This window comes from Sphingopyxis sp. H115 (assembly GCF_001468465.1).
Lineage (GTDB): Bacteria > Pseudomonadota > Alphaproteobacteria > Sphingomonadales > Sphingomonadaceae > Sphingopyxis.
In genome coordinates, this window is sequence record NZ_LNSA01000011.1 from 71,270 (window position 1) to 96,683 (window position 25,414).

Below are 25,414 nucleotides of genomic sequence, written 5' to 3' on the forward strand. Positions count from 1 at the left end.
CGCCACTAGCCGGCGGCTGTCCCTGCCGCGGCGGGCGCCACGGGAACGGTCCAGGCTCCAGTCCACTGCATCAATCTCGTGACCGGAGCGGTGTAAACGATGCCGGTGTCGAACCAAGCCTGCGCAAAGACGGCTCTCGATACCCGCTCCGCTGGCTCAATATCCTTGAACCATTTTCCTTCGCCAGCACATTGGCCCAGCAAGCCGCGCATGTCTTCCGCGAATGCGGTGCGGCAGAGATCCAATGTGTAGCGGTTGCCGCTCAGCTTCTGGATCTTCGCATCCACCGCATCCTCGCCGCGCCAGTCGACCGCGATCTGGAGCAAATCGGAAATCTTCGCTGCGGGCGCCGCAGCGAAGATGGCCGCCTCGGTCGAAAAACCATCTTGCCAGCGAATGACATGGACCCCGGCTTGCGTCAGGGCCGCATAGGTCTCCGCAGAATAGAGTACGTCGGAATCCATGAAGAGCGCAGTGCGATATCCCATCGATGCAAAAAGCTGTGCCCGCTCGATCATCGACGAGCCCGCACCATCGGCCCAATGACATCCGCGCGCGAGAAGGCTCCTGCTGCCGCTGTCCTGAAGCCAAAGGTCCATTCCACGCACCAAGCCGATTTCCGTCTTTCCTTCGCAAACGATGACGCTCGGTGCGAGAAACGCCTCCGCGCAGGCCCGCAAGGTCTTCTGAGCCTGCTCGCTCGCGCCGAGGTGGCGAACGACGTTCGTCGTGACCTTGGTTTCGGGCAGCATCAGATCGTCGAAGGTTGTTGCGGGCGTTGTCGTCCGCTCTGTGCGGACCGCGAACAATTGGGGCGCGGCGAGTTCACGCAGCACGATCGGCGAGTGCGTCGTCATAAAGACCTGCTGGCCCCCGTCGTCGGTCTTCGCGCCCAAGGAATCCAGAAGCCGCACGATGCGGTACGGCTCAAGGCCAAACTCGACTTCGTCGATGATGAAGATGGATGACCGGCCGACTTCCTTCTGCAGTCCGGCGACGAGAAGCCGCATCGAACCAGATCCCAAGCTCTTCATCGGGACATGGTCCTCGTCATGCAGCGCGATCGCCCCGCCCGACAGCGTGACGCCCCGGACATCGAGGAGCGCTCTGACTTCATCGACCCGGATCCCCATAGTGTCTGCAATGCGTTTGGAAGCCTCCAGGATCGGCTCAACGCCTTCGCAGCCTCGATCGGCGAAAGCCTGCCGCGCCTGCCTAGACGCGCCTGCGAGCGCGGCCGCCGCCTGCGTGGCGTCCGCCGACAGTTTCCCGAGGATGGAGCGCGGGCCAAGTGCCATATGGTGAGCGGCAACCGTACCAAGCCGCACAGGGGCAACCAGCTGACGATGTTTCCACTGGAGATTTCGCTCGCGTCCCTCTGCGCCCGCCCCTTCGGAATGAAGCAGCCATTGCGGCTCGAGATCGTCGCGAACGACGAGGCGCAGCGTCAACACCGTCTCTAGGTGAGAAGCGGGCTCATCTTCCATGGCGCCGTTGACTGGATTCCAGCCCCGAAGAAAATGCCCATAAACCTCAAGATTCTTCAATTCGTCGGACAGCGCGCCGAGCGTGACGTCGATGATGATCGGCTCGCCGATGTTGCAGCGATGGAAGTCGGCATCCGAGAAGGTGAAGGATTGCCTGGCGCCGAGCGTCAGCTCGATCGCATCAAGGATCGTCGACTTGCCCGCGTCCCCCGGTCCAATGAGGCAGTTTAGGCCTTTTCTCGGCCACCATTTCAAATAGGAAATCCCACGGAAATTCCGTATTTCTACCTCGCAGATCGCTACCATTATCCTCCCCCGCGCTCCTCAAGGCGCTTTGGGCCACATTGAGGGGCGGAGCTGAGATCATCAACAAGATTTGGATCCGGGACGGCGGTAGAGAATCGCCAAGGGCCCACTGAACTCAATCACGATCAACTGATCCGCGTCGTATCCCATTGGTATTCTTGCGCGAGCCATCGCTTACGTTTCGATCTGGCAATGCCTGCTTTTAGAATGCAGGCCACTGGTATCAAACAACCGACTTCGGGCGAAAAGCAGTCTTCGTCTGAGTGTCAGTCGAATGACCGCTTTCGGGGCTAGGCAGACGCGACGTGAATGGCCGCCATCAGGCGCGAAGCGGAAGTGCCCGAGAGGAAACTTGCTCGACCGCGTCCGCTGGTCCGGTTCCTAAACAGCGGTTTGCTTAAGGGGCGATTGTGCCGAGATCAGCGGCGCATTGTTGTTTGTCGTTGTTTGTCCGCGAGGCAAGCGCATCCATTCGCCTACACACCCGAGCCGCGATGGCTGCCGCGCAAATCCGGCTGGTTGCCGCCCTCAACTGCAATGACACGCCTCTTTAGATTGTATCTAATATTGGTCAAATTGGAATAGATGAAAAAAAATCACTCATCCGCTTGGGAGAACCTATCGACCATCCTAAAAATCAGGGTCGGCAAAATAAAAATGTCCGACGAGATTAAATTTTGTCTCGAAGGAGTGAAAAATGAAAAGTTGGATGAAAACGAATGATGTACTGCTGGACCAGTATTACACACGTCAACACGTAGCACAAAACCTCTATGGCGTTTTCCAAAAATTCCGCAATCCGGGGCGATACCAGCTAGTTGAACCGAGCGCCGGTACGGGATCGTTTTTTAGACTGATGCCCCAAGGAAGCTTGGCGTTTGATGTTGATCCGAAATATCCGGGTATCCGCACCGCTGATTTCCTATCTGTTGAAATCCGCAGCGAACGGGAGGTGGCTGTGGTCGGCAATCCGCCGTTCGGCCGGAATGCCAGTATGGCAGTACGCTTCTTCAACCATGCTGCATGGCAGGCGAGTGTCATCGCACTGATACTGCCGCGAACTTTTCGGAAGGCTTCCATAGAAAATCGCCTCGATCGTAACTTCCATCTAATCCACGAGGAGACCGTGCAGCGTGACGCGTTCCTATTCAGGTCCAAGCAGTACGACGTACCGGCGGTATTCCAAATCTGGGAGCGTCGCGATGACCTGCGAGAGTTGCGACATGTCGCAATCCATCATCCAGATTTTAGTTGGACGACGGCAGATCGAGCCGACTTCGGGATACAGCGCGTCGGTGCGCGAGCAGGTCGCGTACACCGAGACTTCACGCGGAGTCCGTCTTCCCACTATTTTATTCGAGGTAATGTGGAGTCAATAATGAAACGGCTCAACTTTACCAAGGTCGTGCACAACGTGGCGGGCAATCCGAGCTTGTCAAAGTCCGAAATCGTGTCGCTCTATCGCCAATTGACCGGGAGGTAAGCATTCACCCGAAAAGCCATCATCTGAGATCTCCGCTTCCTTGGAGACACTGGCTCCGCGACGTCGCACGGTTCGAATTTAAAGAATGCCGTATTTTGCGGGCAAGGCGAACCGCATGCAAGTCATTCTGGTAAATTGTCGCAGTCAAAATGGGCCTAACAGCCGATTTCAGCGGCTCAGGGGATAGAGTGAGCGAAACGTCGTCACACGCATCGTGGAGCGCATGGCGGCGTGCAACAACTTGCGATCTTCCGACGTTGCCGCCCAAGTCACTGGGACTTGGCGACCGCTAACCGCTTCCACGATCTGAGTGTGCCTAGCTGCCGACAGCCGGACGGCGATCCGGACGATTAGCAATGCAAACAGGCGCGGCATTTCGCGCGTAACGAGGGCCGTGACATACGCGGCAATGACTACAGCAGTTGGTTCAACGATAAACATTCTATTTTCTCCTCCGATCTTCAGATCACCCTATCCGCTCAATTTCTCTCCTATTCTGGTCTGGAGGCCTCACTATCCGATCCTTCTGAAGCCAGAACAGGCAATGCGATATTCAGGGTGTTCGGCACCGGGCGTTACCGGTGCTCGGTGCCGACCCGATCTCAGCGGGATTTTTGCGCTGTCGCTGCCATGACATATTCGGGCGGGACGATTCCGGTACGGTCCCACCAACGCTCGGCGAGGCGCTTGCGAGAGTTGTCCGTCCGCAGCCAGTTCTGGCGAACCTTGCCGTAATCGCGGTGCTCCGGGTCATATCCTCGCAAGGTAATGAGGAAATGCACGTGCGGTGCGATTTCGGGCTGATCGTCGGTTTCCGCTTGGTGATGGATCGCCCAGTCGACGACCATGCCGCGGGCCACGAGATAGTCCTCGGCAAAGCCTTCGATCAGATTGCGCCAGAAGGCGAGGTCCTCATGGCGCGGCAAGCTGCCAACGCAATGCGCGATTGTCGGCTCGTCGGGCCGATACCGGACCGCATTCTCATCCGCTTGTGCCCACAGCGCGATTCCCCCCAGCTTGGGTCCGGCGGCGCGGGCAGGAGCACATCGGCCCGCCGCCGCAAGGTCAGAGCGCGACGCCCAGTTCGGCGTCGGACCCCATTCATCGACGCTATTCTGGCGGTTGATGTAGGCATAGCTCGCCTGCGCCGTGCGGTGCGTGCGCAAGAGTTCGGGCGTATATCGGCTGGAGCGTTCCCGGATTACATATCGAGTGTTGAACGGGCGGATGTTGTGGATGGTCGTCATTTGGTACGTCTTTCTATAAAGGAGAAAGGGACCGCATCGCTGCGGTCCCCTTGCTGAGGTTATGTGTGATGGAGGGATGGCGAGACGGCGCCGCAGCGGCTGCTGGACGTCGATTCACCGGATATTTAAAGCTGGTCGCTAGACCGTGCCCTGACGGGCATGACAGCGGCCCGTCGCATGCGAAGCGTTGTGCATATGCACGCTCGCAGGCCTCGCTGCTCGCGCGACCCGAGCAGCGAGGCCATTTTTTCATCGATACTGGGTTTACGCGTTAGGCGCGCTCAGGCGTGGAACAGGCCGTCCTCGAAGCTGACCCATCTCGCGGTTTCGTCGCCCGCAGCAAGGCGTTGTCGATAGTCGCGATAATGATGCGCGAACGAGTCTGCACGGCGGATTGGGCGTGAGTTCCCGATATCGGCGAGCGCGGCCTTGAGATACTCGCTGGCATCGATCCAGTCGCGCAGGGCCAGCATGATCTCGAAGAAGGGTTCCGGTCGCGCGATGCGGAACGCCTCGACATGCGCCCACAGCATCAAGCGTGCGGTCGCGACGCGCAGCGCATGGTCTTCGGCTGCCGCAGGCGCCGAGCGCGACCAGGCAAGCTCGATGTCCGCATCGCCGATCTCGGGCATCGGGATCGAGAAACGACGGCACGCTGTTCGCTCATCGAACCCGTGTTCACCCATTGCTGCGGGACCTATAGCCGTATCGCCAAAGCAAAGTTCTGCAAGAGCCGGCTCGACGAAGAAGCGCCGGCTCATCGCGTCCATCGCCAGCGTCATGCGATCTGCGGTGGACACGATCTGGACCGCGCCGGGCAACAGCGTCTTATCGAGCAAGTGCGGCAATGGGATTTCCGACTTGCGCGCGTCGGAGACGCAGATCGTGTTGATCCAGCGATGACCATCATCTTGATCGACCATCGTCAGAACCGCCGCCGCAACCGGCCTGCGTGCCAGCGCCGGATGCTCGTCTGGTATGTCGTTGACGGGAATGCATGCCAGACCGATCACCTGCAGGCATTTGGGAAGTTGATACTCGTTCACGATATTCTCCTTTCGGAGGATCAGGGATCCGAGACAGAACTCCTGCCTCTTTTCCTTTCACCCTGTTCCTCGCTTCCCGCGTCAGCGTCTCCACGGTTCGGCGGGCGCTCAGCCGCGTCCCGCTTTTCCATCCGGCGGACATGCGAGGTCGGTCTGCGGCGGCGCCGCAGGGGTGGTCGTCATTTATGGGTGGCAAGTATTTCTGGCAGCCGGTGATCGGCGGCGGCGACCGCCGGTTAGTCTCTTCCCCATAGACTGGTACATGGCCAGAAGACCGACGGTGCGCCTGTCGTGTCGGCGAAACGAACGATGCCTGTCAATCCGATCCGCGCCTTACTTCTTCAGCAACTTCGGCCAGAGCTTCGCGCTCGTCACAGGCGATGACCGGATCACGCCCTCGTCCCCACGTATATTCCTTGAGCACTTTGCAGAAACAACGAATGTCGGTGTCGAACAGCCACATCGCAGCCCGGCACGAACTGCAAGCGGGATCGGGCGTCAACGTCACACCGGATACCGGATGGCTGAGTACTGGGCTGACATGATCATCATTTCGCCGCAGGGTTTGGAACTGGCTCGGCTGGAAAACATCATTGGTCGGCACTGCAATTCTCCTTGGTCAACGGTAAATTCGGTCATCGCGACCAATCAGGCGGCGACTGCCCTAGTGCCTGTTGCATGGCGGTTCTCGGCTCATCTGGCTTGATCGGCCCCGACCCGCGATCGGCATCGGTGTATTTATGCGGACCCGCGCGGGCGACGCTCGTGTCACGTTCGCGGTATTCTCCTGGATCCCAGTCCCAGCGGGCCAGCCGCTGTGCGACGAGCGCCCGGACCCGGCGACGCAGGCGCATATGCAGCCGATATCCATCCGAAGCATTGACCGGGGATGGTACTACGTCGCGGTCGATGGTGCTCGCCCTGTCGGCCTCGGGGCTTGGGTCCGCAGTATGGGATGCAACATTTTGTCCGCGACCTGCAGAAGCATCGATAGCCGGGTACCAGCGCTCAGCACGCCGCGAACGCTTGCGCACCGGTTCGGGCTGCGCGATCGGCCGTGCTTGAACGGGGATCCCGAGTTCGGCGCCGAGCCGTTGAGCTTGGCGAATAAAGTCCTTGCCGCCAAACGCAGCGACATCTCCATGACGATCCCTTGCCACCAACAGCGCAGCCCGAAGGGTCGCATCGGAAGTATTTTGCAGCCAGATGCGGTTGCCGCGCTCGACGAATGCAGGTTGCCTAAAACCCTCTTCGATGGACCAATATTGGATCGCATTTCCCACTTCGACTGACCGATAACCTCGCAATTCGCGCCGGCCCGGTTGGCTTGGCGCCCAGCCCAGGTCAAACGACGCATCGTTTCCCTCGAGCGATGGGAGGTCGATAGCCGCGGGATCCGGAAATTCGTCGATTTCAGCGCGCAATTGGCGCAGTGCAGTGATCCGGGCATCATATTGCGCTCGAACGTCGGCGATCCGAGATTTGAACATTGATGAGACCGCTGACTGAAGCGCGCCAACCCCGATGACCGCAGGGTCGGGCTCAAGCGCTGCAACCTCGGCGCGGCAAATCCGACGCTCAGCTTCCAGCATCGTCACCGCGGCCAATTTTTCCGCCATTAGCCGAGCGATGCGTTCTTGGATAATACCACAAGCGTCGGCGCGATGCTGGTCGCGTGTCGCCCAGGCTCCCGCCCTTTCCGGGTCGATGATGCGTGGAATGAACCGATGCTCCGGCGGTGCGGGCGCCGTCCAGGGGCCCCATTTCTTGATCAGCTTCGGCATGCTCAGCTTTCGGTCCACGACCGACATCTTGACGTGATGAAGGCCGTCCGCGCTTCGTAACTCGCCGCCCGACCCAGTCTGAACCGCCATCACGCCGTGCTCGGCCAATGCCGTCTGGGCATCGCTCCAGTTCTGGGCGGCATGCAGAAGTGGTGCGAGTTGCTTTTGGGCAAATCGCGTAAATGACTCGACGCCGCTTTCTTCCTCCCATTGCAGGGTTTTGAGCGAGGGCGAGGGATGCTTCGCTTTATCGGTCTTGGTTTCGATAGGCTCGACCCGGCGAACGTTGTGGGCATCGGCTACATAGCGGGCTCCTGGTTCCGGTCTCAGTCCAAGCTCATATTCCAACCGGGCACACGCCCGCTGCATTGCTTCATGCGACAAACCTCCAGGACCAAAGGGAGTCGCTCGCCCTTCCTGGTCGAGCGTTAGGACCAGCAGATGCGGATGTAGATTGTCGGTGTCGCCATGCAGGGCCCATAGGATCAGTGCGTCTGTGCAATCGAGTTCTTCGGCCAACACCATCGCAATCCGGCTGCAGGAGTTGCCATCAAGTATTTCATCGCCATGCACCGACGCGATCACATGCCGCGCTGGCTTCTTCGACCGCGAAGAGCGCAGCGCAAGTCGGCGTTCCATTTCATCGCGAGCGGCGGCCCAATCCATTTTTTGCCCTTGGGTGAGGCCGCCAAGGTCGATGACGCGTTCTTCCGGTGCGCCGGGCGACTTGTCGGTCAACAGATAATGGGCAAGATCCAGACCAAATTCGTGTGCCTGGCCATCACGCTTGGCGATTTCCATATAGCGGGCGAGCGACCGCGCGTGGCGGGGTCCCGCGCCGCCCTTTTCTTTCGCCGGTTTTTCGACAATGACCATCGTCGGGAGATGGAGGCGCTGCATGGCGCCGCCAATCTAATCTTCCGTAACAATCGCCTACGGCGCGGAACTGCTAATGACTTGAACTAATTTGCCATGGCTGCAAGAAGCGAAGCGCCGAGCAGCCGTGGCGTCGGCTTCACCTCTCAGGTGAAGCCCCATCCTGTGTCAAATAAATGGACCGGTATTACGCTGCGCGTCAAAGCGCAATCGCACCTAATCAGCTGGAACGCGACGTGATCGTGGGGGTCATGTCCAAACATGACATAACATAACAAAGCAGTGCAATGATCCGGCAGGAGGCTCGTATGGTCAGCGACGGCATAAGCTTGCTGACACCGGGTTCGATCAACCCATCGACATCACCACGTCAGTAGTCAGGTTCCGGCATGCGAGCGGCTTTGAGGCGATCTTCAGTGCCGCGTATTCGGGCGATGCGTTTTAGCCAAGGGGTGATGTCTTTCGCTCCCAAATAGGCGTCGGCATCGTCGACACCATCGAAACCGAGCGCCTTGGCATAGGCCTCGCTAATGTCCCCATATTTGGTGGAGTGTCGACTTTCTACGATGCCCCGGGGCGTCGCCTCGGCGCGTTCGAACTTCCTCACCGAGCTGATGCTGATCCCGACCGCCTGTGCAACATCGGCCATTGAACGTTTTCCGATCCAGCGCGCAAGATAGCAGCGATAATTGCGCCATCCCCCCGGCGCGTCGCCTAGACCGGCTTCTTGAGGCAAATGTTTGCCCAACACCTCCTCACGCAAAAGAATATCGCGAAATGCGCGTGACATTTTGCGTTGGCCGCTTTCAATTCTCGAGATTGTCTCCCGGCTGTAGCCAGTCCGCCGGGCGAGCTTGGCCTGTGTCAAATTGCACGCTTTCCGGGCCTTTCGTAATTCAGTCTCGGGTTCGAACAGTCGCATTGAGTATAACTTTCTCTAAAATTCCGCATGCCGATGAGACCGCAGATTAATCCTGACTAAAAAAATATGTGACATTTTGCATTTTAGTCAATGCCGCCAGACTAAAATGCAGGAATGAACACATCATCGCCCCTACCAAAGCCCGCAAGCGCGGCGCTATCCGATGGACGAACGACGTTACCTCAAGGCAAGCGTACATTGTTTGATGCCGCGGCCATCGAGACGGTGGTCAATGCTCAGCGCGAGGCAGACGTCCAAGATCCTCCCCAGCGGCGCGTCCCCCTTATGGGCGTCATTCGAACGGCAGCGCCGTTAATCCTTATTCGCCGTGCCAACGGCTGGACCGACGCGCAAATCGTCGAATTCCTGCATGAGCTTGGCGTTGCAATCTCGGCAGAGACTTTGCGGGTGTACCTCAGCCGCCTGCGCCGCGAAAATCCGGAAGAACCATCCATGGAGATGGACCAGATCGCGGAGCCGGCTGACGAAATGGATCCGCATGCCGCGGCAGCCCCGTCCGATCCCGCGCCGCCAGATAAACCGCCTGAGATCGTCGAACCACCGTCTGCCCAGGATGAAGCCATCCTGACGCCGCCCCAAACTTCATCAGCGTCCAAGGCCAAGACGATTGAGACCCCGTTCAAGCCGGGCATCGATCTCGATGAAGAAATCTGATCCGAAACGAAGGAGAAATGCAAATGACGACCAGAGGCATAAGACGCCGCATTGCAGTCATCGGCGCCAAAGATAAGGGGGGCGCAGGCCTCAGCACGACGGAGACCGCGCTAGCGACCGTTTTGCGGGCCACTGGCGAAGGTCATTTCCGTGTCCAGATCGTCGACGCCGACAAGGCCAATGGCTCTCTGACTCAGCGTTTGGGCGAGCGCGATGACTCCGGCAAACTGCTCGCTGAGCAGGATCCCTATAAGGGGATTATCAAGGCTGATCTGTTCGATCGCGACGGCGCCCGCCCAATCTTTCACGCGATAGAATCAGATGCCGAATTTGTAATCATCGATACGCCGTCAGGGTCGCTCGATCGCTTCGGATCCCTGTCTGAATCGCTGACGGCCCGCGATCTTGTCGATCATATTCGTCACAATGATCGCGAGCCGATCGTTCTTGTCCCGTTTGGACCGACCGTTGCTGCTATTCGTGGCGTTGGCAAGGCGATCGATACCTTCGGCGAGGTGTCCTATGTCGGGGCACGCTATATGGCGGGAGTGCGCGATGACGACTATCGGCTCTGGTCGTCCGATCCTCTCACCAATTTTTATGGCCGCACGGTCGGCGGCAACGTCCGTCGTAAGTTCGAAGAAGCAGGCGGTCAGGTTATCGACATGCCACCCGCCCCCATGCGGCCGTTCGCGCTGGCGGAGGCGCTGAGCCTGACATTTGCCCAGTCCGCGACTCATGTCGGTGGCGATTATGAACAATATGACCGGCTCAACATGGCATCATGGCTCAACAAATGGGTTCGCGAGTTCCAGAAGATCGAAGACCTGCTGGGCCTCGAAGGCATCGAATGGAGGCCTTTCTGATGAAAAAGCCCCATATCGATCTGCAAAATCTGTCCTCTACCTCGGCGCGAGAGCTGCTCGAGAAATATCTGTACGGCAGCGGCGACGTCGAACTGATCCTGCGCTTCGCCGAAGAACACAACCTTGAAAAGGACAATCTCGTCTGGCTGTTGACAGGCATATTGAAGGTCGGGAGCAACCTCGTGAACGATTTGCTGAGGGCTACCCAATACACGGGAGAGGTAATTGCAGTCGCGGAAACGCAGCGGCGGACGAGTATGCAGGACGCTGAAGAATTGGCGGGTCGACTGGTAGCTCAAATTTCTACCGCCGCCAGTCAGAGCGCCGGACAACTCGACATGCGGATTGCAAAAATTGAGCGGCTGGGGCGCGACGTCAGCCAACTTGCCGCCCACTTTGCGTCGGCGTACGGGGAATTCAAGTACACGCGTGATTCATTCCAAAAATTCATCGAAACGGAAATGCGCGTATGGGCCATAGAGTTTCTCGCACGAGCCCGCGAGCAGCTCAATCCGCAGCCCTGGAGGCTTTATACCATTAGCGCAGTCCAGACTGCGCTGATCATCGGCCTGTTCATTTGGCGATGATACTGATTGCCCACCTTGTCGCCGTGAAAAACCGTGCGCCCCAAGCCTCGGCGCATGTCGATCTGCCACCCTCAAAAAATTAACGGCGCGGTCATGTGCCATTGGAGCCTAACGCAATGAAAATGTGGTATAGACATGAGGGCAGGAGCAAAGCGTCCAAGCTCGCACTTGAAATACTTGAATATGTGGATGAGCATTTGAGGGGTTTCGAGTGGCGTCCCCGAATTACATCGATCGGTATAAGGGCAGACTGCGGTGACATTTATGACTTCGAGGTCGAGCTTGAATTCTCCCCGGGCGCATTTGTCGTTGTTCGATATGGCGATTGCGACGACACAGAACGAGGAGGGATATGCACCGACAGCGATGCGATCGGTCAGGCTATATTCGCCGTGTTTGAGGACTTTCGCGACAGAGGGATAAATGTTCTCTCCGCAATGCTTTATGACGCCCGCCATGAGGCACTGAAGACGCTTTCGACTTGGTCAGGAGGCGCAACGCATGCCGAACTAGTAAAACCGCGGCTGTTGAGAGACGAGTGGTGCGGAAGACAAGAATACCTATCAGATTTAGAATTTCGAGTGCTTGATAATAGACTCAGCCCTTCTGAACTCAATATTGTTGCAGACCATCCAAGTTTGCTGAACGCGAAGCTCAAAACGCACAGAGAACTTATGGACTTAAGATTTTCCAGGAAAACCGAACTGGCGCGCCAAGGAGCGGACGGGTCGATCGACCAAATCGCAATCAATGCTATCGCGCAGCGATGTGATATCGCTGACGGAATAAGGTGGGTCGCCAATCGGACTGTTGAAGCACGTCATATTGATTTGTACTTGTATGTCCGAGACGGACACATTGGCTGCGAAGGTTACGACGCGCAAAATTCCAATTTTCACTGGAATGGTAGCTCGCTCACGTTGTGGAATTGCACCCTTCCCGAGATCGCGATCAGCCAATTGGCGGGTCAGCCGATAACTCGCTTGATCGAGCATCCCATACTGTCCAGCGACATGATCATCACTGAAGCCAGTTCGATAGAAATTGGCGATCAACAGGCCATCCAGGTAAATTTCGACCAGCCGAAGCGACTATTTTGCAAAGTGTCCGGTCGTTCATGGTGAACATTTATATGGAAGGTTCCTACATCCAGTTTAGCATTATCCCAACAAGATCGCTGCCTTGCCGGGTGATATAGATTTCGCTTTCGACTTGTTCTGAACAGCTTCCTTGCCGAGACATCCCTCCGGAGAAAGCTGTCATGTCCTACGCGAATACAGAAGCTCCGTCATCGCGCGGACACGCTCAATTGGCCGTCGGCTCGACGACATGATAGACCACGCTCAACGGCCAGCTTGCATCTTCCCCGCGACGAGCGATCACCGAGCCAGGCCGCCCGCACCGACGATGACCGACAACAAATGGCTTGTCAGCGCAGACGCGCCCTTTCGGTAGGCGATTTCACCCCAATCATCCCAACGGTGCACCCGCCCGGCGAGCCAGGCGAAGAGATCATCGCGCGAATTTGCATCGGCGAAGGACTGCGACCACGCGATATTGCGCGTCGGCATCCGCGCGCCAACCTTAAGTCCGGTCAACGTCACCAGGTATCGCCTTCCCAGATTTTCGCGCGCGAACAGATGGCGACGAAACCCAACCTGCTGCTCAAAAGTGTTTAGTGCCCGCTCCCGTGCCTCGGCGTCGGGCCCCGCACTCGCACTTACCGCGGCAACAACCGCCGCTATTGGCAAGCGCTCGAATTCCGGCTCGCGCGTGGCCTGCAGCATCATGAGGACCGACTTCCCCAATGAGCTCAATCCCCCATCGAAGACGTTCCTCCCCTCCGATGTCTCGACCATACCGATGCTGGCGAGCCAGCACTGATAGAATCGCCAGAACATCATGTCCCCGCCGAAAACATCGTGGTTGCTCTCCGTGCCAAACCAGCTCGCATTGATCGCGGTCATTACCCTCAGCATCAGTTCATGCTGTTCGGGTGCGAAGTGGACCGGCGGGAAGCCAAGTTCTCCTTCCCAGAAGGCGTCCCTGACGCTCGACCAATGGCGTCCCGCTGCATCCTCGTAGCCGCGCGGATTGGCTCGAAACCACCATCCCCATGGGAGCTCGCTGGCGTGGCGATCAAAGTCGGCCACGGCCACCTCCGCGACTGGGATCGAGGCCGATCGGCGGCGGCTGGTCGTCGCGCTGGGGCGCTGCGTCCCCCTCCGCGATCGCGCGCAGCTGGGCAGCGAGCGCAACCGTTTCCCGGACAACATAGGCATCGTCGCGATAGGTCCGTGCGAGTTCCGATGACTTGGGCCTGGAGGAACCCTGCGCATGCCTGGGAATGAGATCGTACGCATGATCGCAACTGAAGCCGAACCACCATGCGTGCGGGTCTTCGACCCGGTGATCGGTAGCGTGCGTTACCGGATGGTAGACCGCCGGGCGTAATGTCACGTGGCAGATACGGCGCGCCTCGACGGCTAAACGACGCGCCGGACTCGGCCCTTCCTCGCACAGTCTTGAATAGGTCAAACCGCCATGCACCTCGATCCCGATGTCCGACGGAACTGCGCCATTATCCCAGCCCCAGAGTGGGTGGTCGTGGGGAATGCCGACATATCCGGACAGAAAACCATCTTCCGTGTCACGCAAGATGATGCAGTCATAGCCACTCGCCTCGTCGCGCCAGCTGATCTTGTCCGCCTCTCCGAGCCACGGCCCCTTGCCATCGGGCCGCGCTGCCTGATCATAGAATATTTCTTCCGCGGGAACGACGCACGCGCGGGTCGCATAAGCGCGACCGGTTACGAGAACGACGCCGCCCTCTCGCATGACATCGCCTCCGTCGCCGATCAGCTTCGCCAGAGCGAGGTCGGAGCCGAGGATCGGCAGCAGTGTGCCGTCCGTGGCCGGCGCAACGGCAACCGTGGCTGCCTTTCGCATCACGGACGTCTTGCGCTGCCCAGCGGGCACTAGCGCCTTGGACTTGGTGGTTTTAGCCATTTCTTCTCTCCAGCTTAATCTGCGGCACGGATGCTGATCGCTTCCGGCTACGCGTCATGGTGCTGCCCCCGGGGCGGTCTCCGAGTGCGTATCATTTTCGCATGTCGGCCAAGCGATGATCGGTCCGAGACCCCAGGTTTCGCTGCCGAGTGGACTGCCCAGATGCGAGGGTGGGGAATGGTATCCCGACGGTGGTTCATGCGATGCCATCAGTAAGATTCGTAGTTACGTTATCGTTCGCTATATCAGACAACGACTAGAGTCAATCGGTCGGACGAAGTCGTTCGTTTGACCGAACGCTCTTTGATTCCTATGGCGTTGCTCTCATGTTAGGTTGTGTCGAGGGAGGTCATGGACATGTCGTTGGCGATGAGGCTGCAGAACCTTCGCACGGCAAAGCGGCAATCGCTTCAAACAGTGGCTGACGCCATCGGTGCGTCGAAGGCGCATATCTGGGAGCTTGAGAAAGGCACCGCCAAGAATCCGTCGATCGAACTTGTCCGAAAGCTCGCCGATCATTTTGAGGTATCTATCGCAAGCCTTGTCGGGGAGAAGCCGGACGAAGATAGCGATGACGAGCATTTGCTCGTCATGTACCGTGATCTGAAATCTCTCGATCACCAAGATCGCTTGGTTCTTGGAGACATTATAAAGGGAATGCAGAACCGTCGGTCCGGGCGGTAGCGGAGCGGGCGCTCTTAGCACTGGTTCTAATGCCCTACCCATACCGTCGTGGTCGTCACCGGCGCCACGTCCGCAGCAAAGGAGTTCGGCGCGGTCGGCGCTTTGGTCGATTCGGCTATTGCCGGTTCTGTCAGCCGGTCTTTGGGACGAATATTCGCATAGCGGACATTCGGCTCGATCGATCGAGGATGTTCAAGAAATTGGTAAGTTAACCGCGCTAGAATCCTTCCCATGAAATGGCTTTTTGTAATCGCACTCGCGCTGACCCCGCTTTCCGCGTCCGCGCAGGACATTAGTGGAACGGGCCGTGCAAAGGACGGCGACTCCCTCGACATGGCAGGGATTGCCGTCCGCTTACATGGCGTCGATGCCCCCGAGCTTTATCAGACATGTTCGCGGCAGGGTCAAAGCTGGGCATGTGGGAAAGAAGCGATGGCGAAATTGGGGCAATTGGTGAATGGTGCCGAATTGCGCTGTGAGCAGCGCGATGTTGATGACTATGACCGGATCGTCGCCAGCTGCACCGCGCGGCAGATAGATCTAGGCCAAGCCATGGTCGAAGCGGGCCTTGCAGTTGCGTTGCCTCAGTTTAGCGATCGCTATCTCGGCGCCGAGGCGCGCGCCAAGGCCCTCAAACTAGGCATCTGGAGTTCCGACTTCCAAAAGCCAGCGGACTATCGGGCCGCCAATCCCAGGGCACATCGGCCCAAGCCGCAGGCATCCGCCGTGCGTCAGCCTATTGCATCACCGGCGCCGTCCGGCGTCTATTACCGCAATTGCAATGCGGCATGGGCAGCGGGTGCTGCGCCGTTATACCGCGGTCAGCCGGGATATCGGCCAGAAATGGATGGCGACGGTGACGGGGTGGCTTGCGAGCCATTTCGGCGGCGCTGAGCATTTAGGCTGGGTTGAAAGGCCTTCATCCAAAGTTTCTGGCGCGGTGTTGCGACTTTGGGTAGGCCAACGACATGATGATGATCGGCACGAGAATCGAAGAGACGGGAACCTTGCTCCGCGACGCGGGCGGATTCTCGCTTCGCCGTGACCTTGGCGGTCGGTGGCGCCTCGACCTCCACCGCGTTCCGGTCGACCATATCGAAAAGCGTGTTCGCATTACCGGCATCGTGGTCGGTGAAGACCTGGTCGATGTCGACGGTGTGGCTCCCGAGAATATTGCTTCTTCGCCGCTGGCGGCCGGCGCGTAGCCCCACTGCACCACCTGCACCGCTAGAACAAATATTTGAGCGCCTGCCATGCCCCGACGAGGAATGAGCCACCCATCAACGCGGTCGCAATCCAGAATTCGATAGCGAGCGCCCGGTCGCGCCATTTGGTTCCGCGTACTTGCATAGGCTCGGCATGACAGCGCGAAATATTGTAGGAAAGCGATTAATCCACGCTTGGTGGCGACAAAATCCTACGGAATAGGCGACACCCCCCGAACTCACATTCAGGCGTGCGATACCGCCGACTCTGGCCGTTTTCGGTCAGGCCGCTTTCAGTCTGAACCGAAGAGAAGCGGACGTTCGCCGTGCGCCGGCTGGCCATGGGCGACTGCGGCTCGCACAAGCGATTCTCGATCTGGCGATTTCATCCGGGCGAAGATTTTGCGTTGCATATACCCCGTAGGTTGAGCAGCTCGCGCTCAACGTCGTCGGTCGAGCAACGACCAGCATACTCATTAGCTGAACGGCACATAAATTGTCGAAAACATTGAACCAACCAATAAAATCACTTAGTTCAATGGGTTATATAAAAATTATAGGCCTTCAAACTATTGAAACTATACCGACCGGCTATTGGACATCTCTCCCACGATGCTGGATGATCAGATACCATATATTGATTTCAAGAAGAGGACGGGTGCCGTGACTCCAGTCTATAATCAATCGTTTTTGAGCGTCGCGAGTGCGGCTTTCCTGCTATCGACACTTTCGGCTTGCGGCGGCGCATCAGGGGAAGGCGAGAAATCCGACAGTGCGGAACCGCGAACGCAAGCGGCCGTCGCTCGCGACCCCAATTATCCCGAGATCGATATCCCGCCCGTTTGGGATGCCAAAGGACAGCTGGTCCAACCAAAAGACTTTCGCGAGTTGGTCTTCCTCGGGGCGCCGCTGACACCGCACGGTCTTAACGGCGGGAAAGCGTCTTTTCCCGAGTTCCACAATGTCTACACGCAGCCAGCAGCCTTCAAGGCCTATCGGGCGACCGGCAAATGGCCTGAAGGCACCATGATGATCAAGGAACTACAGCTCGTCAGTGATCCGAAAGGCGAATTTCCTGACGGATCAACGACGGCACCATCCGGGCGAGGATATTTTCCCGGTCCGCCCAATGGCCTCGACGTTTCAGTCAAGGACAGCAAACGGTTCGCCGATTCAAATGGCTGGGGCTATTTCAACTTCAATCATTCCGCTCCGCCCTATCTGGCCACGGCAGCGCTCAAATCCGTCGACGAATGCGCGGGGTGCCACATCGCCAATGCAGAAGACATGGTCTACATCAAATTCTACAAGCCCATACTCGATCCGCTACCGCTCCCCCGCGGTTGACATGACGCTGCTGCAGCCATCGGCGTCTGCGGCGCGACAGGCGATGCAAGAGCAGCGGCCATGCTCAGTGCTCATAGGAACGACGATTTGCTGACCGGGAAGACCATTGCGGTCATCTGCGCCGTCGCGCTGTTCACCACAGCCTGCGGCAAAAAGAGCGATGCGGGTGCGCCCGACGATACTTACGCGTCGCTGGTCAACAAAGATGGGACGATCTCCTTTCCCGCAGACTTCCCCGAGAGTTACATGTTCATTGGCACCTGGTCGGTCACGGCGCCCTCGGGAGAGGCAGAAATTCATTCCGTCTATTCCCGACCGGCGGATGTTGACGCCTTTCGGAGCGCGGGGAAATTTCCTGACGGCGCAGTCTTGATCAAGGAAGTCACAATTGCGAAGAGCGCCGACCTCGTCACAGGCCGCGCATCCTGGGCCGGTGATCGCAAGATTTGGTTCCTCATGGTGAAGGATCGCAAGGGACGGTTCGCGGGCAACCCCCTCTGGGGTGACGGGTGGGGCTGGGCGCAATTCGACCCGACCGACACCAAGAAGCAAACGGCGACGAATTACCAAACCGACTGCAAATCATGCCACATTCCGGCCAAGTCATCCGAATGGGTTTACACCTATGCCTACCCAGCGCTGGGTGAGAAAGGCCAAGTCGGCCTGCCGGTGAATTCACATAGAGGTAACCCGCCCGGGATAGTTCCCGCCGTCGCAACGCAGGCCATGACGAGCGGCGTGGCTTCAGGCAAGATGGCTTTCGACAAGACTTGCAGGGCATGCCACTCCATAAACCCTGGTGGTGCCGGCATCGGACCAACGCTGGCTGGCGTCGTCGGCCGCAAGGCGGGCACCGTGCCAAACTTTGATTATTCGGACCAGATACGGAATTCCGGCATAACCTGGACAGCCGACAATATTGACAAACATATCGAGGCGCCAAAATCCTTCATTCCCGGGAATCGCATGGGAAATCTCTTCCCCAACGGGATCAAGGATCCGGGTCAGCGCCGCGATATCATCGTCTATCTGAAAAGCGTCGCACAGTAGTCGACGGCGGCTTCCCGCTCGCGAGCGGCGGTAAGACGCATGAGCCACTGAAGGTGGCTAGTCAGATTGATGCTTGAGGCACAAAACAACTCAACGGACTATTCAGCCAAGGGCGATTTTTTGCCAAGGCCCGAATGTCCTCAATCAAAGGAATGACACATGGCCAAACGTGATGCGGTTTTCCCCGCAAACCGACATGCTCTCTACGAAGAGCATGGATATTCCGCAGCGATCCGGTCGGATCGTTTGCTTTTCGTATCCGGCCAGGTCGGAAGTCGTGAAGACGGTTCGCCGGAACCAGAGTTCGCGGAGCAGGTTCGGCTGGCCTTCGCAAATCTGGAAGCGACCCTGCTGGCTGCGGGATGCGGATTTGACGACATCGTCGATCTAACGACTTTCCATACCGATCCCGAAAATCAGTTCGAAACGATTATGGCCGTGAAGAGCAAGATCTTCACTGAAGCGCCTTATCCGAACTGGACAGCACTTGGTGTGAACTGGCTGGCCGGATTCGATTTCGAGATCAAGGTAATCGCCCGCATTCCAGACTGACCGCAACCCGTGCTAGGCCAGTAAAATCCGAAACGAAAGAAAGTCGCGTCATCGCTGATTTCCTCGGAGCTGGCCTTTGGGGCCTGTTTACAGCCAGCGGCCTTTTGATCGGTGCCGTTGTCGCGGACCTGTTTTCAAACCGGCTGTCTCATCGCCTCATCGCGACCGTGATGGGGTTTGGCGGCGGCGTGCTTATCGCCATTGTCGCTGTCGAGCTTATGGGGAACGCAATCAAAACTGGCATGTCCGCCGCTGCGATCACAGCGTTGCTGGGAGGGGCGGCAATCTTCAGCGGCATCAACTGGTATCTCGCCACAAGCGGCGCGAAAAATAGGAAACGTTGCGGCGAATGCGTGAAGCAAACGACCGAAAATGAGCATGCCGGAAGCGGCGTCGCGATTGCTGTTGGGACGGTTCTTGACGGCATTCCCGAAGCACTCGTGATCGGCCTGTCTATGGTTGGCGGCGGGAAGATCGGGATGGGCGTCGTCGCCGGGTTTTTCCTCGCCAACATTCCTCAGGGACTCTCAAGCGCCTCGGGGATGAAGCTGGCTGGACGATCACGACGCTACATTTACGCGATCTGGGCGGGCATCCCGCTCCTGATAGGGCTCACAGCCGCCTTCGGGAATTTTGCTTTGGGATCAGTCTCAACCGACGCAACGACGGTCATTCTCTGTTTCGCTGCAGGCACGGTGCTGGCGATGCTCGCGGAAACCATGATCCCGGAAGCCTTCGATCACGCGCCGCCGATGATCGGTTTGATTACCGTGACGGGCTTTCTTTCGGCGTTTCTGCTGGTGCAACATCATGTTTGATATGCGGGGCGGGCTTGAATAGCAGATCTTACTGCAGCTTCATCCTTAGGTCAGGCCAGTTGGAAATACATCGCCGGCAGCGTAACTCGCTACGATAACAGCCTCAGGTGACGGCCCTTGGACCGCTGTAATATTGGAGATGGAAATTGGGACCGCATTCGGAGCGCAAGGAACAACGGCTTCTCCTGTTCTCCGCCACCGGCACCCTCGCCCTTTCCCTTGTTGGCATCGCTATTGGCCTGTTGAGCGGCGCAAAGTCGATCTTGTTCGACGGTGTGTACAGCCTTGCCGACGCAGGGCTTACGCTGGCCGCCTTTTTCGCCGCGCGGCTGATCGCGCGTGGCGCAGACCGCCGGTTCCAATATGGCTACTGGCACATCGAGCCGATGCTTGGGTTCGTCAACGGCAGCGTTCTGCTCCTCGCCTGCGCCTATGCATTGATTGACGGAGTAGACACCGTGATGATGGGAGGACGGAACGTGAGTTTCGGGCCCGGTATCGGATATGCCGGCGCGAGCGCGCTCATCGGCTTCGGGATGTATATTTATATCCGGCGCCGCGCTCGCGGCCTCGGGTCCTCGCTTCTGAATATCGACGCGGCCGCGTGGCTTTTCGGCGCACTTCTCAACGCCGGGCTGAGCGCCGCATTTGTCACCGCGGTCGTGCTCGAGGGAACGCAGGCGGAGAAGCTCTCGGCCTATTTCGATCCGGCAATCCTCATCCTCCTTGCAATCTTCCTGGCTCCGCTTCCCCTTCGGGCCTTGGCAGCGGCCGGTCGCGAGATACTGCAGATCGCGCCAGCCGATCTCGATGCGCAGGTCAGCAGCATCGCACGCGAAGTCGCGGCACGGCACGGCTTCGTCGAGCATCAATCCTATGTGACCCAGGTCGGCCGCGCAGGGTTTATCGAGATCGGCTTTGTCGGTGTCGCGGCATCGACCACGATGACGCTTGGCGAGCAGGACGCCATTCGTCAGGAATTTGCGGACGCGATGGGCGGGCTGCGCCCCGGATATTGGCTCACGATCGACTTCACGGCCGATCGCCGTTGGCTCTAAGCGCGAGCAACTCCGGGGCGGCTCACGGTAACGCGCAAACGGGCGCCCGCTGTTCGGCGGACGCCCGTTAGTTTCAGACGAGCATCTTTTCGCGCAGCAGCAAATCGAGGCCGCCGTCGGCATCGAGCGCCACCAGATCATCCGACCCGCCCACATGCGTACCGTTGATGAAGATCTGCGGAACCGTCCTGCGTCCACCAGACGCTGTCTGCATTGCACGGAACTGCACCGGATCATCTTCGACGTCGATTTCGATCCAGTCGGTCACCCCCTTGGCGCGAAGATGCGCCTTGGCCCGGTGACAAAAGGGGCAATAGTCCTTGGTATAGAGGGTTATGTTCGGTTTCATTTCATGTCTCCGATCAAGCTGCCTCAGACTGCTCGCCGGCCGATGGAAGGACCCAGGCGGCGCGCGGAAAGTGGCAGGTGTAACCATTGGGACGGCGCTCCAGATAATCCTGGTGCTCCGGCTCCGCCTCCCAGAAGGGGCCAATCGGCTCCAACTCGCTCGCTACCTTTCCCGGCCAGAGGCCGGATGCGTTGACGTCCGCGATCGTCTGCAACGCGGTTTCACGCTGCGCTTCGTCGGCATAATAGATCGCCGAGCGATAGCTCCCGCCGCGGTCGTTGCCCTGGCGATTGCGCGTGGTCGGATCGTGGATCTGGAAGAAAAATTCGAGGATCCGGCGGTAGCTGATCTGATCGGGATCGAAATTGATCTCGATCGCCTCGGCGTGCGTGCCGTGGTTGCGATAGGTCGCGTTCGGCACATCGCCGCCGCTGTAACCGACACGGGTGCTGACGACGCCGGGGAGTTTGCGGATCAGGTCCTGCATGCCCCAGAAGCAGCCGCCGGCAAGGATGGAACGTTCGGTCATGATCAATTCTCCTCGATCTGGTTCAGAAATTCGGAATAGCCCTCGGCTTCCATGTCATCGCGGTGGACGAAGCGGAGTGAAGCCGAGTTGATGCAGTAGCGCTGGCCGCCACGGTCGCGCGGACCGTCGGGAAACACATGTCCCAAGTGGCTGTCGCCATGAGCCGAGCGCACCTCGGTGCGGATCATCCCGTAGCTGTCGTCGCGTATTTCATCGACATTGGCGGGGACGATGGGCTTGGTGAAGCTCGGCCATCCACTGCCGGAATCGAATTTGTCGGTCGAGGCGAACAAGGGCTCGCCGCTGACGATATCGACGTAGATGCCGGGCTCCTTATTGTGCAGCAGTTCCCCACTGCCGGCACGCTCGGTGCCGCCTTCCTGGGTGACATGGCGCTGTTGGGGCGTCAGCTTCGCAATGGCTTCGCTGGTCTTGAGGTAGGTCATTCGATATCTCCTTTGTCTGACAGTTGCGGCACGTCTTTCCACCCCGGTGCGCCGCATGCGCGCCGGTGGAGACAGTCCCGAAATTCGAAATTTGGCTCAGAGGCGGTCGAGGATGCTCATGAGAACCGCCGGGTCGAGCCGGTTGCGATAATTGGGATCGAGAAAACTATATCTGATGATCCCGTCGGTACTGATCACATAGGTTGCCGGCATCGGAATGCGCCAGTCGGCGCCGTCGTCGCCTGCGACCATCCCGTCCGCAAGCGCCGCCCGGCGCATACTCTCGGGCAGTTCGAAGGCGAGGCCATAATCGCTCGCGACCGTCATTCCGCGATCGGCGAGCAACGGAAGCGTCATTTCCTCGGCCCGCGCCATTGCGATGCTGTCGGCGAGCGGCTGCGGGGAGATCGCGAGCAGGCTCGCTCCTCTATCCTCGACCGCTTGCGCCGCCTTCGACATCGCCCGAAGTTCGGCGCGGCAGAAGGGGCACCATCCGCCGCGAAAGAAACTCAGGACCACTGGTCCGCCAATCAATCGGCCACGCAGCGAGACTGTGCCGCCGAGGGCGTTTTCCAGCAGGAACTCCGGCGCGACATCTCCGGCCTGGACAGCCGAGACCTCGATGCCCATGGCCAGGATCTGCCGATCGCCTTCGGCGATTGCCACCCTCCCCTCGTCGCCGGCTGCCTGGAAATAGGCTTGCTCGATCATGCTCATGTCCGTTCGGAAGTTCATTCGACTCTTCTGCATCGAAAATTGGGGAGGGGAAAGGCTGGCGCGGCTCGCGCCAGCCTTTCCTTCAATGTCCACCTCGAGCCGGGCGCCGGGAGTCACGCCCAGCCCAAGGTGGATCGAGCGAAGCGACGAAGCCGGGAAGGGGAATTACCGGCTCGGACGTCGCGTCCGGGCTCGAGGCTTTTGCGGCGGTAAGGGAAGGCCGCCGCAACCCGCAAGGAAACGGACCCCGCGATCCAGGGCCGCGAAAGCGGCGTCGGTTCTGATCTGGCATTCATGATGGTCATCTCAAAACTCCAGGAGGCTTTGTCTCGGGTCCGTTTTTGCGGATGAGCCGTATTTAGGCTGTAGCGATTGCTTGCGGCAGATGGGTTGAGTCGATAGGACCTATTCCGCAGGGGAATGAAATGGATCGACTTGCCGTCATGGAGCAGTTCCTCGCCGTGGCCGAGGCGGGTTCCTTTTCCGCGGCGGCGCGACGGCTCAATGTCGGTCAGCCATCGATTTCGAAAGCCGTGGCGCAGCTTGAGGCCTATCTCGGCGTCCGGCTGTTCCAGCGCTCAACCCGCAGCCTGACGCTCACCGAGGCGGGCCGTCGCTACCGCGACGGCGCCGAGCGTGCGATTGCAGCCGCCGCCGCCGCGGAGATTGCCGCCAAGGAAGACGGGGGCCGTCTCGCCGGACCGGTGCGCGTCGTGGTCCCGACTTGCCTTGCCCGGCTGCATCTCGTGCCGTGTCTCCGGGAATTCTCTGATCGCTTTCCCGAAGTCACGCTCGATCTGGAGATCACCGATCGCGAAACCGATGTCGTGGCATCGGGCGTGGATATCGCGCTGCGAATTGGCACGCTCGCCGACACCGCGCTCGTCGCCTCTCGCATGGCGCGCACGCGGATGGCGCTGGTCGCGAACAAGGCCGAAAATGGTCTCGACGCCCCGCACAATTTCATGGGGCAGCCCGCGATCATCTCGCGCCTTCATCATGCGAAGAATAGCTGGGTCTTCCGCGATGGCAGCGCGCGCATCGCGATCATGGTGCATCCTGCGCTCATTCTCGACAGCGACGACGCAGCCCGGTCGGCAGCGCTTGCCGGTCTCGGCTATGCGATGTTGCCCCGGCCCTTCGTCGCCGATCTGATCGATACCGGCGATCTTGTCGAGTTGCTGCCCAACCATATGCTCGAAGACATTGATCTATGGGCCCTGCTGCCGGCTGGCCGCGACCAGACCGCGAGAGTGCGCGCTTTTCTCGACTGGCTCCGCCCGCAGATGAACGCGATCTTTGCCGATGAGCGACCCGGCTTGCTCTCATGAACGCTATTGCGGTTGCCATCGCTGCTTCGATGCTGAGTTTTGCGATGGGTTTCGCGATCAGGCGGGGGACGGTCTGCGTGGTCGTTGCGGCGCAGGATCTTGTCGTGCGGCGCCGACCCGACAAGTTCATCGGGTTCGCGACGGCGGCTTGCTGGTCAGGGCTTCTGCTTGTTCCACTGGCATGGACCGCACCAGCTGTTTTCCATCTGTCCCCGGGCTACGACCAGCTGATCCAGGCTTTCCTGTTCGGGTGTCTTTACGGGATCGGCGCGTGGGCGAACCAGGCTTGCGGCTTTGGAACACTCGCGCATTTGACCGGCGGCAGGCTCGGATATCTTCTGACCCTCGCCGGCTGGGTAATCGGCGCCTCGTTCATATCCAAAGTCTACAGGCCCCAGCAAATTCCCGAGCCCTCGCTGCTTGCGACGTCACCGCTCGCCGCGATAGCGGCGTGGCTGGCCTTCGCCGCAGTCTGCTGGTGGAGCTGGCCGCGCCTGCGACTGTTGCGCCGCCGGTCGCGCTGGCGCAAGATGCTGCTTGGACGCGCGCGGATGCGTCCCTTCGAGGCCATGCTCATCATCGGCATCGGCGGCGGCCTGCTGTACGCCTGCGCCGGGAGCTGGACCTATCTGGGCCTCCTGTCCAGCTACGCCTCGCAGCTCGTCATGCACGATTTCGCCCCGATTTCTCCTTTGCCGGCGCTTTTGGGCACCGCGATGATGATCGGCGGCGGACTATTTGCAGCCGTCCGCTCCGCCAGCTTCCGGTTGCGCGGCACCAACTGGCGTCAAGGCTCGCGGCATCTCGTCGGCGGCACCATCATGGGGTTGGCCACCCAGCTCATCCCGGGCGGCAATGGGGTCATCATCGTCTACGGGCTGCCCTCCTTCGCTCCCCATGCCCTGACCGCCTATTTCGGGATGACATTGACCCTCATGCTCATCTTCGCCGCCACAAACTATTCCCGCAGGGCATAGAAACCATGCCCACGGGCCAACTGTTTTTGCGCGCTCGATGCGCGCAATATGCGCATCGTGTAA

At 59.1% G+C, this 25,414-nt stretch carries 29 protein-coding genes; 15 read left to right on the top strand and 14 right to left on the bottom strand.

Translation table 11 applies throughout. From position 1 onward, the window contains the following. Positions 1-5: 5 nt before the first annotated feature. Positions 6-1,793, bottom strand: a complete 1,788-nt coding sequence (locus ATE71_RS09815) for an ATP-dependent nuclease (protein ID WP_058803326.1) — start codon at positions 1,791-1,793, stop codon at positions 6-8. A 697-nt stretch (positions 1,794-2,490) separates the two neighbouring features. On the opposite strand from ATE71_RS09815, the gene ATE71_RS09820 reads away from it, so the two are divergent. Then, the gene (locus ATE71_RS09820) at positions 2,491-3,276 is read left to right on the top strand and encodes a hypothetical protein (RefSeq protein ID WP_058803327.1); all 786 of its coding nucleotides are present in this window, start codon (positions 2,491-2,493) and stop codon (positions 3,274-3,276) included. 168 nt (positions 3,277-3,444) lie between these two features. Here the strand turns inward: ATE71_RS09820 and ATE71_RS09825 are convergent, their stop codons facing one another. The 6 genes from ATE71_RS09825 to ATE71_RS09845 form a co-directional block, all read right to left on the bottom strand. Beyond that, on the bottom strand, positions 3,445-3,717 hold the full coding sequence (locus ATE71_RS09825) for a hypothetical protein (RefSeq protein ID WP_058803328.1): 273 nt from the start codon (positions 3,715-3,717) through the stop codon (positions 3,445-3,447). Between the two features lie 161 nt (positions 3,718-3,878). Continuing rightward, positions 3,879-4,523 carry a MobA/MobL family protein gene (locus ATE71_RS09830; RefSeq protein WP_058803329.1) on the bottom strand — a complete coding sequence of 215 codons (645 nt, stop codon included), beginning with the start codon at positions 4,521-4,523 and terminating at the stop codon, positions 3,879-3,881. 281 nt (positions 4,524-4,804) lie between these two features. Further along, entirely contained in the window at positions 4,805-5,569 is a 765-nt protein-coding gene (locus ATE71_RS09835) for a hypothetical protein (RefSeq protein WP_058803330.1), read from the bottom strand. 316 nt (positions 5,570-5,885) lie between these two features. Continuing rightward, positions 5,886-6,173 (bottom strand): hypothetical protein, encoded by a 288-nt coding sequence (locus ATE71_RS22095; RefSeq protein ID WP_152998724.1) that lies wholly within the window; start codon positions 6,171-6,173, stop codon positions 5,886-5,888. Positions 6,174-6,204: 31 nt separating this feature from the next. Beyond that, entirely contained in the window at positions 6,205-8,229 is a 2,025-nt protein-coding gene (locus tag ATE71_RS09840) for a relaxase/mobilization nuclease domain-containing protein (protein ID WP_160328029.1), read from the bottom strand. 370 nt (positions 8,230-8,599) lie between these two features. Beyond that, entirely contained in the window at positions 8,600-9,151 is a 552-nt protein-coding gene (locus ATE71_RS09845; protein WP_082665166.1) for a helix-turn-helix domain-containing protein, read from the bottom strand. Between the two features lie 198 nt (positions 9,152-9,349). Here ATE71_RS09845 and ATE71_RS09850 point away from each other — a divergent pair, with 198 nt between their 5' ends. From ATE71_RS09850 to ATE71_RS09865, 4 genes are all read left to right on the top strand, one after another. Continuing rightward, on the top strand, positions 9,350-9,826 hold the full coding sequence (locus ATE71_RS09850) for a hypothetical protein (RefSeq protein WP_058803333.1): 477 nt from the start codon (positions 9,350-9,352) through the stop codon (positions 9,824-9,826). Between the two features lie 23 nt (positions 9,827-9,849). Then, complete coding sequence (locus ATE71_RS09855) at positions 9,850-10,692, top strand: hypothetical protein (protein ID WP_088473969.1); 843 nt, start codon at positions 9,850-9,852, stop codon at positions 10,690-10,692. Beyond that, a complete protein-coding gene (locus tag ATE71_RS09860; RefSeq protein ID WP_144036813.1) occupies positions 10,692-11,279 on the top strand; it encodes a hypothetical protein in 588 nt (195 codons plus the stop codon). Before ATE71_RS09855 ends, ATE71_RS09860 begins: the two co-directional genes overlap by 1 nt. Before the next feature lie 116 nt (positions 11,280-11,395). Further along, complete coding sequence (locus ATE71_RS09865) at positions 11,396-12,403, top strand: hypothetical protein (protein WP_058803336.1); 1,008 nt, start codon at positions 11,396-11,398, stop codon at positions 12,401-12,403. A gap of 255 nt (positions 12,404-12,658) precedes the next feature. Here the strand turns inward: ATE71_RS09865 and ATE71_RS09870 are convergent, their stop codons facing one another. Together ATE71_RS09870 and ATE71_RS09875 are read right to left on the bottom strand one after the other, a co-directional pair. Further along, positions 12,659-13,432 carry a hypothetical protein gene (locus ATE71_RS09870; protein WP_058803343.1) on the bottom strand — a complete coding sequence of 258 codons (774 nt, stop codon included), beginning with the start codon at positions 13,430-13,432 and terminating at the stop codon, positions 12,659-12,661. Continuing rightward, entirely contained in the window at positions 13,419-14,288 is an 870-nt protein-coding gene (locus ATE71_RS09875) for a hypothetical protein (protein ID WP_040590188.1), read from the bottom strand. The genes ATE71_RS09870 and ATE71_RS09875 overlap by 14 nt, the downstream gene beginning before the upstream one ends. A gap of 351 nt (positions 14,289-14,639) precedes the next feature. Between ATE71_RS09875 and ATE71_RS09880 the strand changes: the two genes are divergently transcribed. The 3 genes from ATE71_RS09880 to ATE71_RS09890 all read left to right on the top strand — a co-directional run bounded on the left by ATE71_RS09880 (position 14,640) and on the right by ATE71_RS09890 (position 16,177). Continuing rightward, positions 14,640-14,972 (top strand): helix-turn-helix domain-containing protein, encoded by a 333-nt coding sequence (locus ATE71_RS09880; RefSeq protein WP_003045066.1) that lies wholly within the window; start codon positions 14,640-14,642, stop codon positions 14,970-14,972. A gap of 231 nt (positions 14,973-15,203) precedes the next feature. Next, the gene (locus ATE71_RS09885) at positions 15,204-15,866 is read left to right on the top strand and encodes a thermonuclease family protein (RefSeq protein ID WP_003045064.1); all 663 of its coding nucleotides are present in this window, start codon (positions 15,204-15,206) and stop codon (positions 15,864-15,866) included. Between the two features lie 74 nt (positions 15,867-15,940). Then, complete coding sequence (locus tag ATE71_RS09890; protein WP_049754565.1) at positions 15,941-16,177, top strand: DUF5818 domain-containing protein; 237 nt, start codon at positions 15,941-15,943, stop codon at positions 16,175-16,177. A gap of 22 nt (positions 16,178-16,199) precedes the next feature. Here the strand turns inward: ATE71_RS09890 and ATE71_RS23045 are convergent, their stop codons facing one another. After that, entirely contained in the window at positions 16,200-16,322 is a 123-nt protein-coding gene (locus tag ATE71_RS23045) for a hypothetical protein (protein ID WP_268801421.1), read from the bottom strand. A gap of 467 nt (positions 16,323-16,789) precedes the next feature. Here ATE71_RS23045 and ATE71_RS09895 point away from each other — a divergent pair, with 467 nt between their 5' ends. From ATE71_RS09895 to ATE71_RS09915, 5 genes are all read left to right on the top strand, one after another. Continuing rightward, complete coding sequence (locus ATE71_RS09895) at positions 16,790-17,524, top strand: cytochrome P460 family protein (RefSeq protein WP_081611190.1); 735 nt, start codon at positions 16,790-16,792, stop codon at positions 17,522-17,524. Positions 17,525-17,584: 60 nt separating this feature from the next. After that, positions 17,585-18,574, top strand: coding sequence for a cytochrome P460 family protein (locus tag ATE71_RS09900; protein ID WP_003045056.1), 990 nt, complete (start codon positions 17,585-17,587; stop codon positions 18,572-18,574). A 159-nt stretch (positions 18,575-18,733) separates the two neighbouring features. Continuing rightward, entirely contained in the window at positions 18,734-19,126 is a 393-nt protein-coding gene (locus ATE71_RS09905) for a RidA family protein (protein WP_003045053.1), read from the top strand. 104 nt (positions 19,127-19,230) lie between these two features. Then, positions 19,231-19,944, top strand: a complete 714-nt coding sequence (locus tag ATE71_RS09910; protein WP_003045050.1) for a ZIP family metal transporter — start codon at positions 19,231-19,233, stop codon at positions 19,942-19,944. 146 nt (positions 19,945-20,090) lie between these two features. Beyond that, positions 20,091-21,002: a cation diffusion facilitator family transporter gene (locus ATE71_RS09915; RefSeq protein WP_003045047.1), complete on the top strand. Its 912-nt coding sequence runs from the start codon at positions 20,091-20,093 to the stop codon at positions 21,000-21,002. A gap of 73 nt (positions 21,003-21,075) precedes the next feature. Here ATE71_RS09915 and grxC read toward each other — a convergent pair whose 3' ends face one another. The 4 genes from grxC to ATE71_RS09935 form a co-directional block, all read right to left on the bottom strand. Further along, positions 21,076-21,351: a glutaredoxin 3 gene (gene grxC / locus ATE71_RS09920; protein WP_003045043.1), complete on the bottom strand. Its 276-nt coding sequence runs from the start codon at positions 21,349-21,351 to the stop codon at positions 21,076-21,078. Between the two features lie 13 nt (positions 21,352-21,364). Next, entirely contained in the window at positions 21,365-21,880 is a 516-nt protein-coding gene (gene msrA, locus ATE71_RS09925) for a peptide-methionine (S)-S-oxide reductase MsrA (protein WP_003045039.1), read from the bottom strand. Between the two features lie 2 nt (positions 21,881-21,882). Next, positions 21,883-22,326 carry a peptide-methionine (R)-S-oxide reductase MsrB gene (gene msrB / locus ATE71_RS09930; RefSeq protein WP_003045036.1) on the bottom strand — a complete coding sequence of 148 codons (444 nt, stop codon included), beginning with the start codon at positions 22,324-22,326 and terminating at the stop codon, positions 21,883-21,885. A gap of 96 nt (positions 22,327-22,422) precedes the next feature. Continuing rightward, positions 22,423-23,061 carry a peroxiredoxin-like family protein gene (locus ATE71_RS09935; protein WP_160328030.1) on the bottom strand — a complete coding sequence of 213 codons (639 nt, stop codon included), beginning with the start codon at positions 23,059-23,061 and terminating at the stop codon, positions 22,423-22,425. Between the two features lie 407 nt (positions 23,062-23,468). Between ATE71_RS09935 and ATE71_RS09940 the strand changes: the two genes are divergently transcribed. Then, entirely contained in the window at positions 23,469-24,374 is a 906-nt protein-coding gene (locus tag ATE71_RS09940; RefSeq protein WP_040590183.1) for a LysR family transcriptional regulator, read from the top strand. Further along, the gene (locus ATE71_RS09945; RefSeq protein WP_003045029.1) at positions 24,371-25,351 is read left to right on the top strand and encodes a YeeE/YedE thiosulfate transporter family protein; all 981 of its coding nucleotides are present in this window, start codon (positions 24,371-24,373) and stop codon (positions 25,349-25,351) included. Before ATE71_RS09940 ends, ATE71_RS09945 begins: the two co-directional genes overlap by 4 nt. Positions 25,352-25,414: the final 63 nt, after the last annotated feature.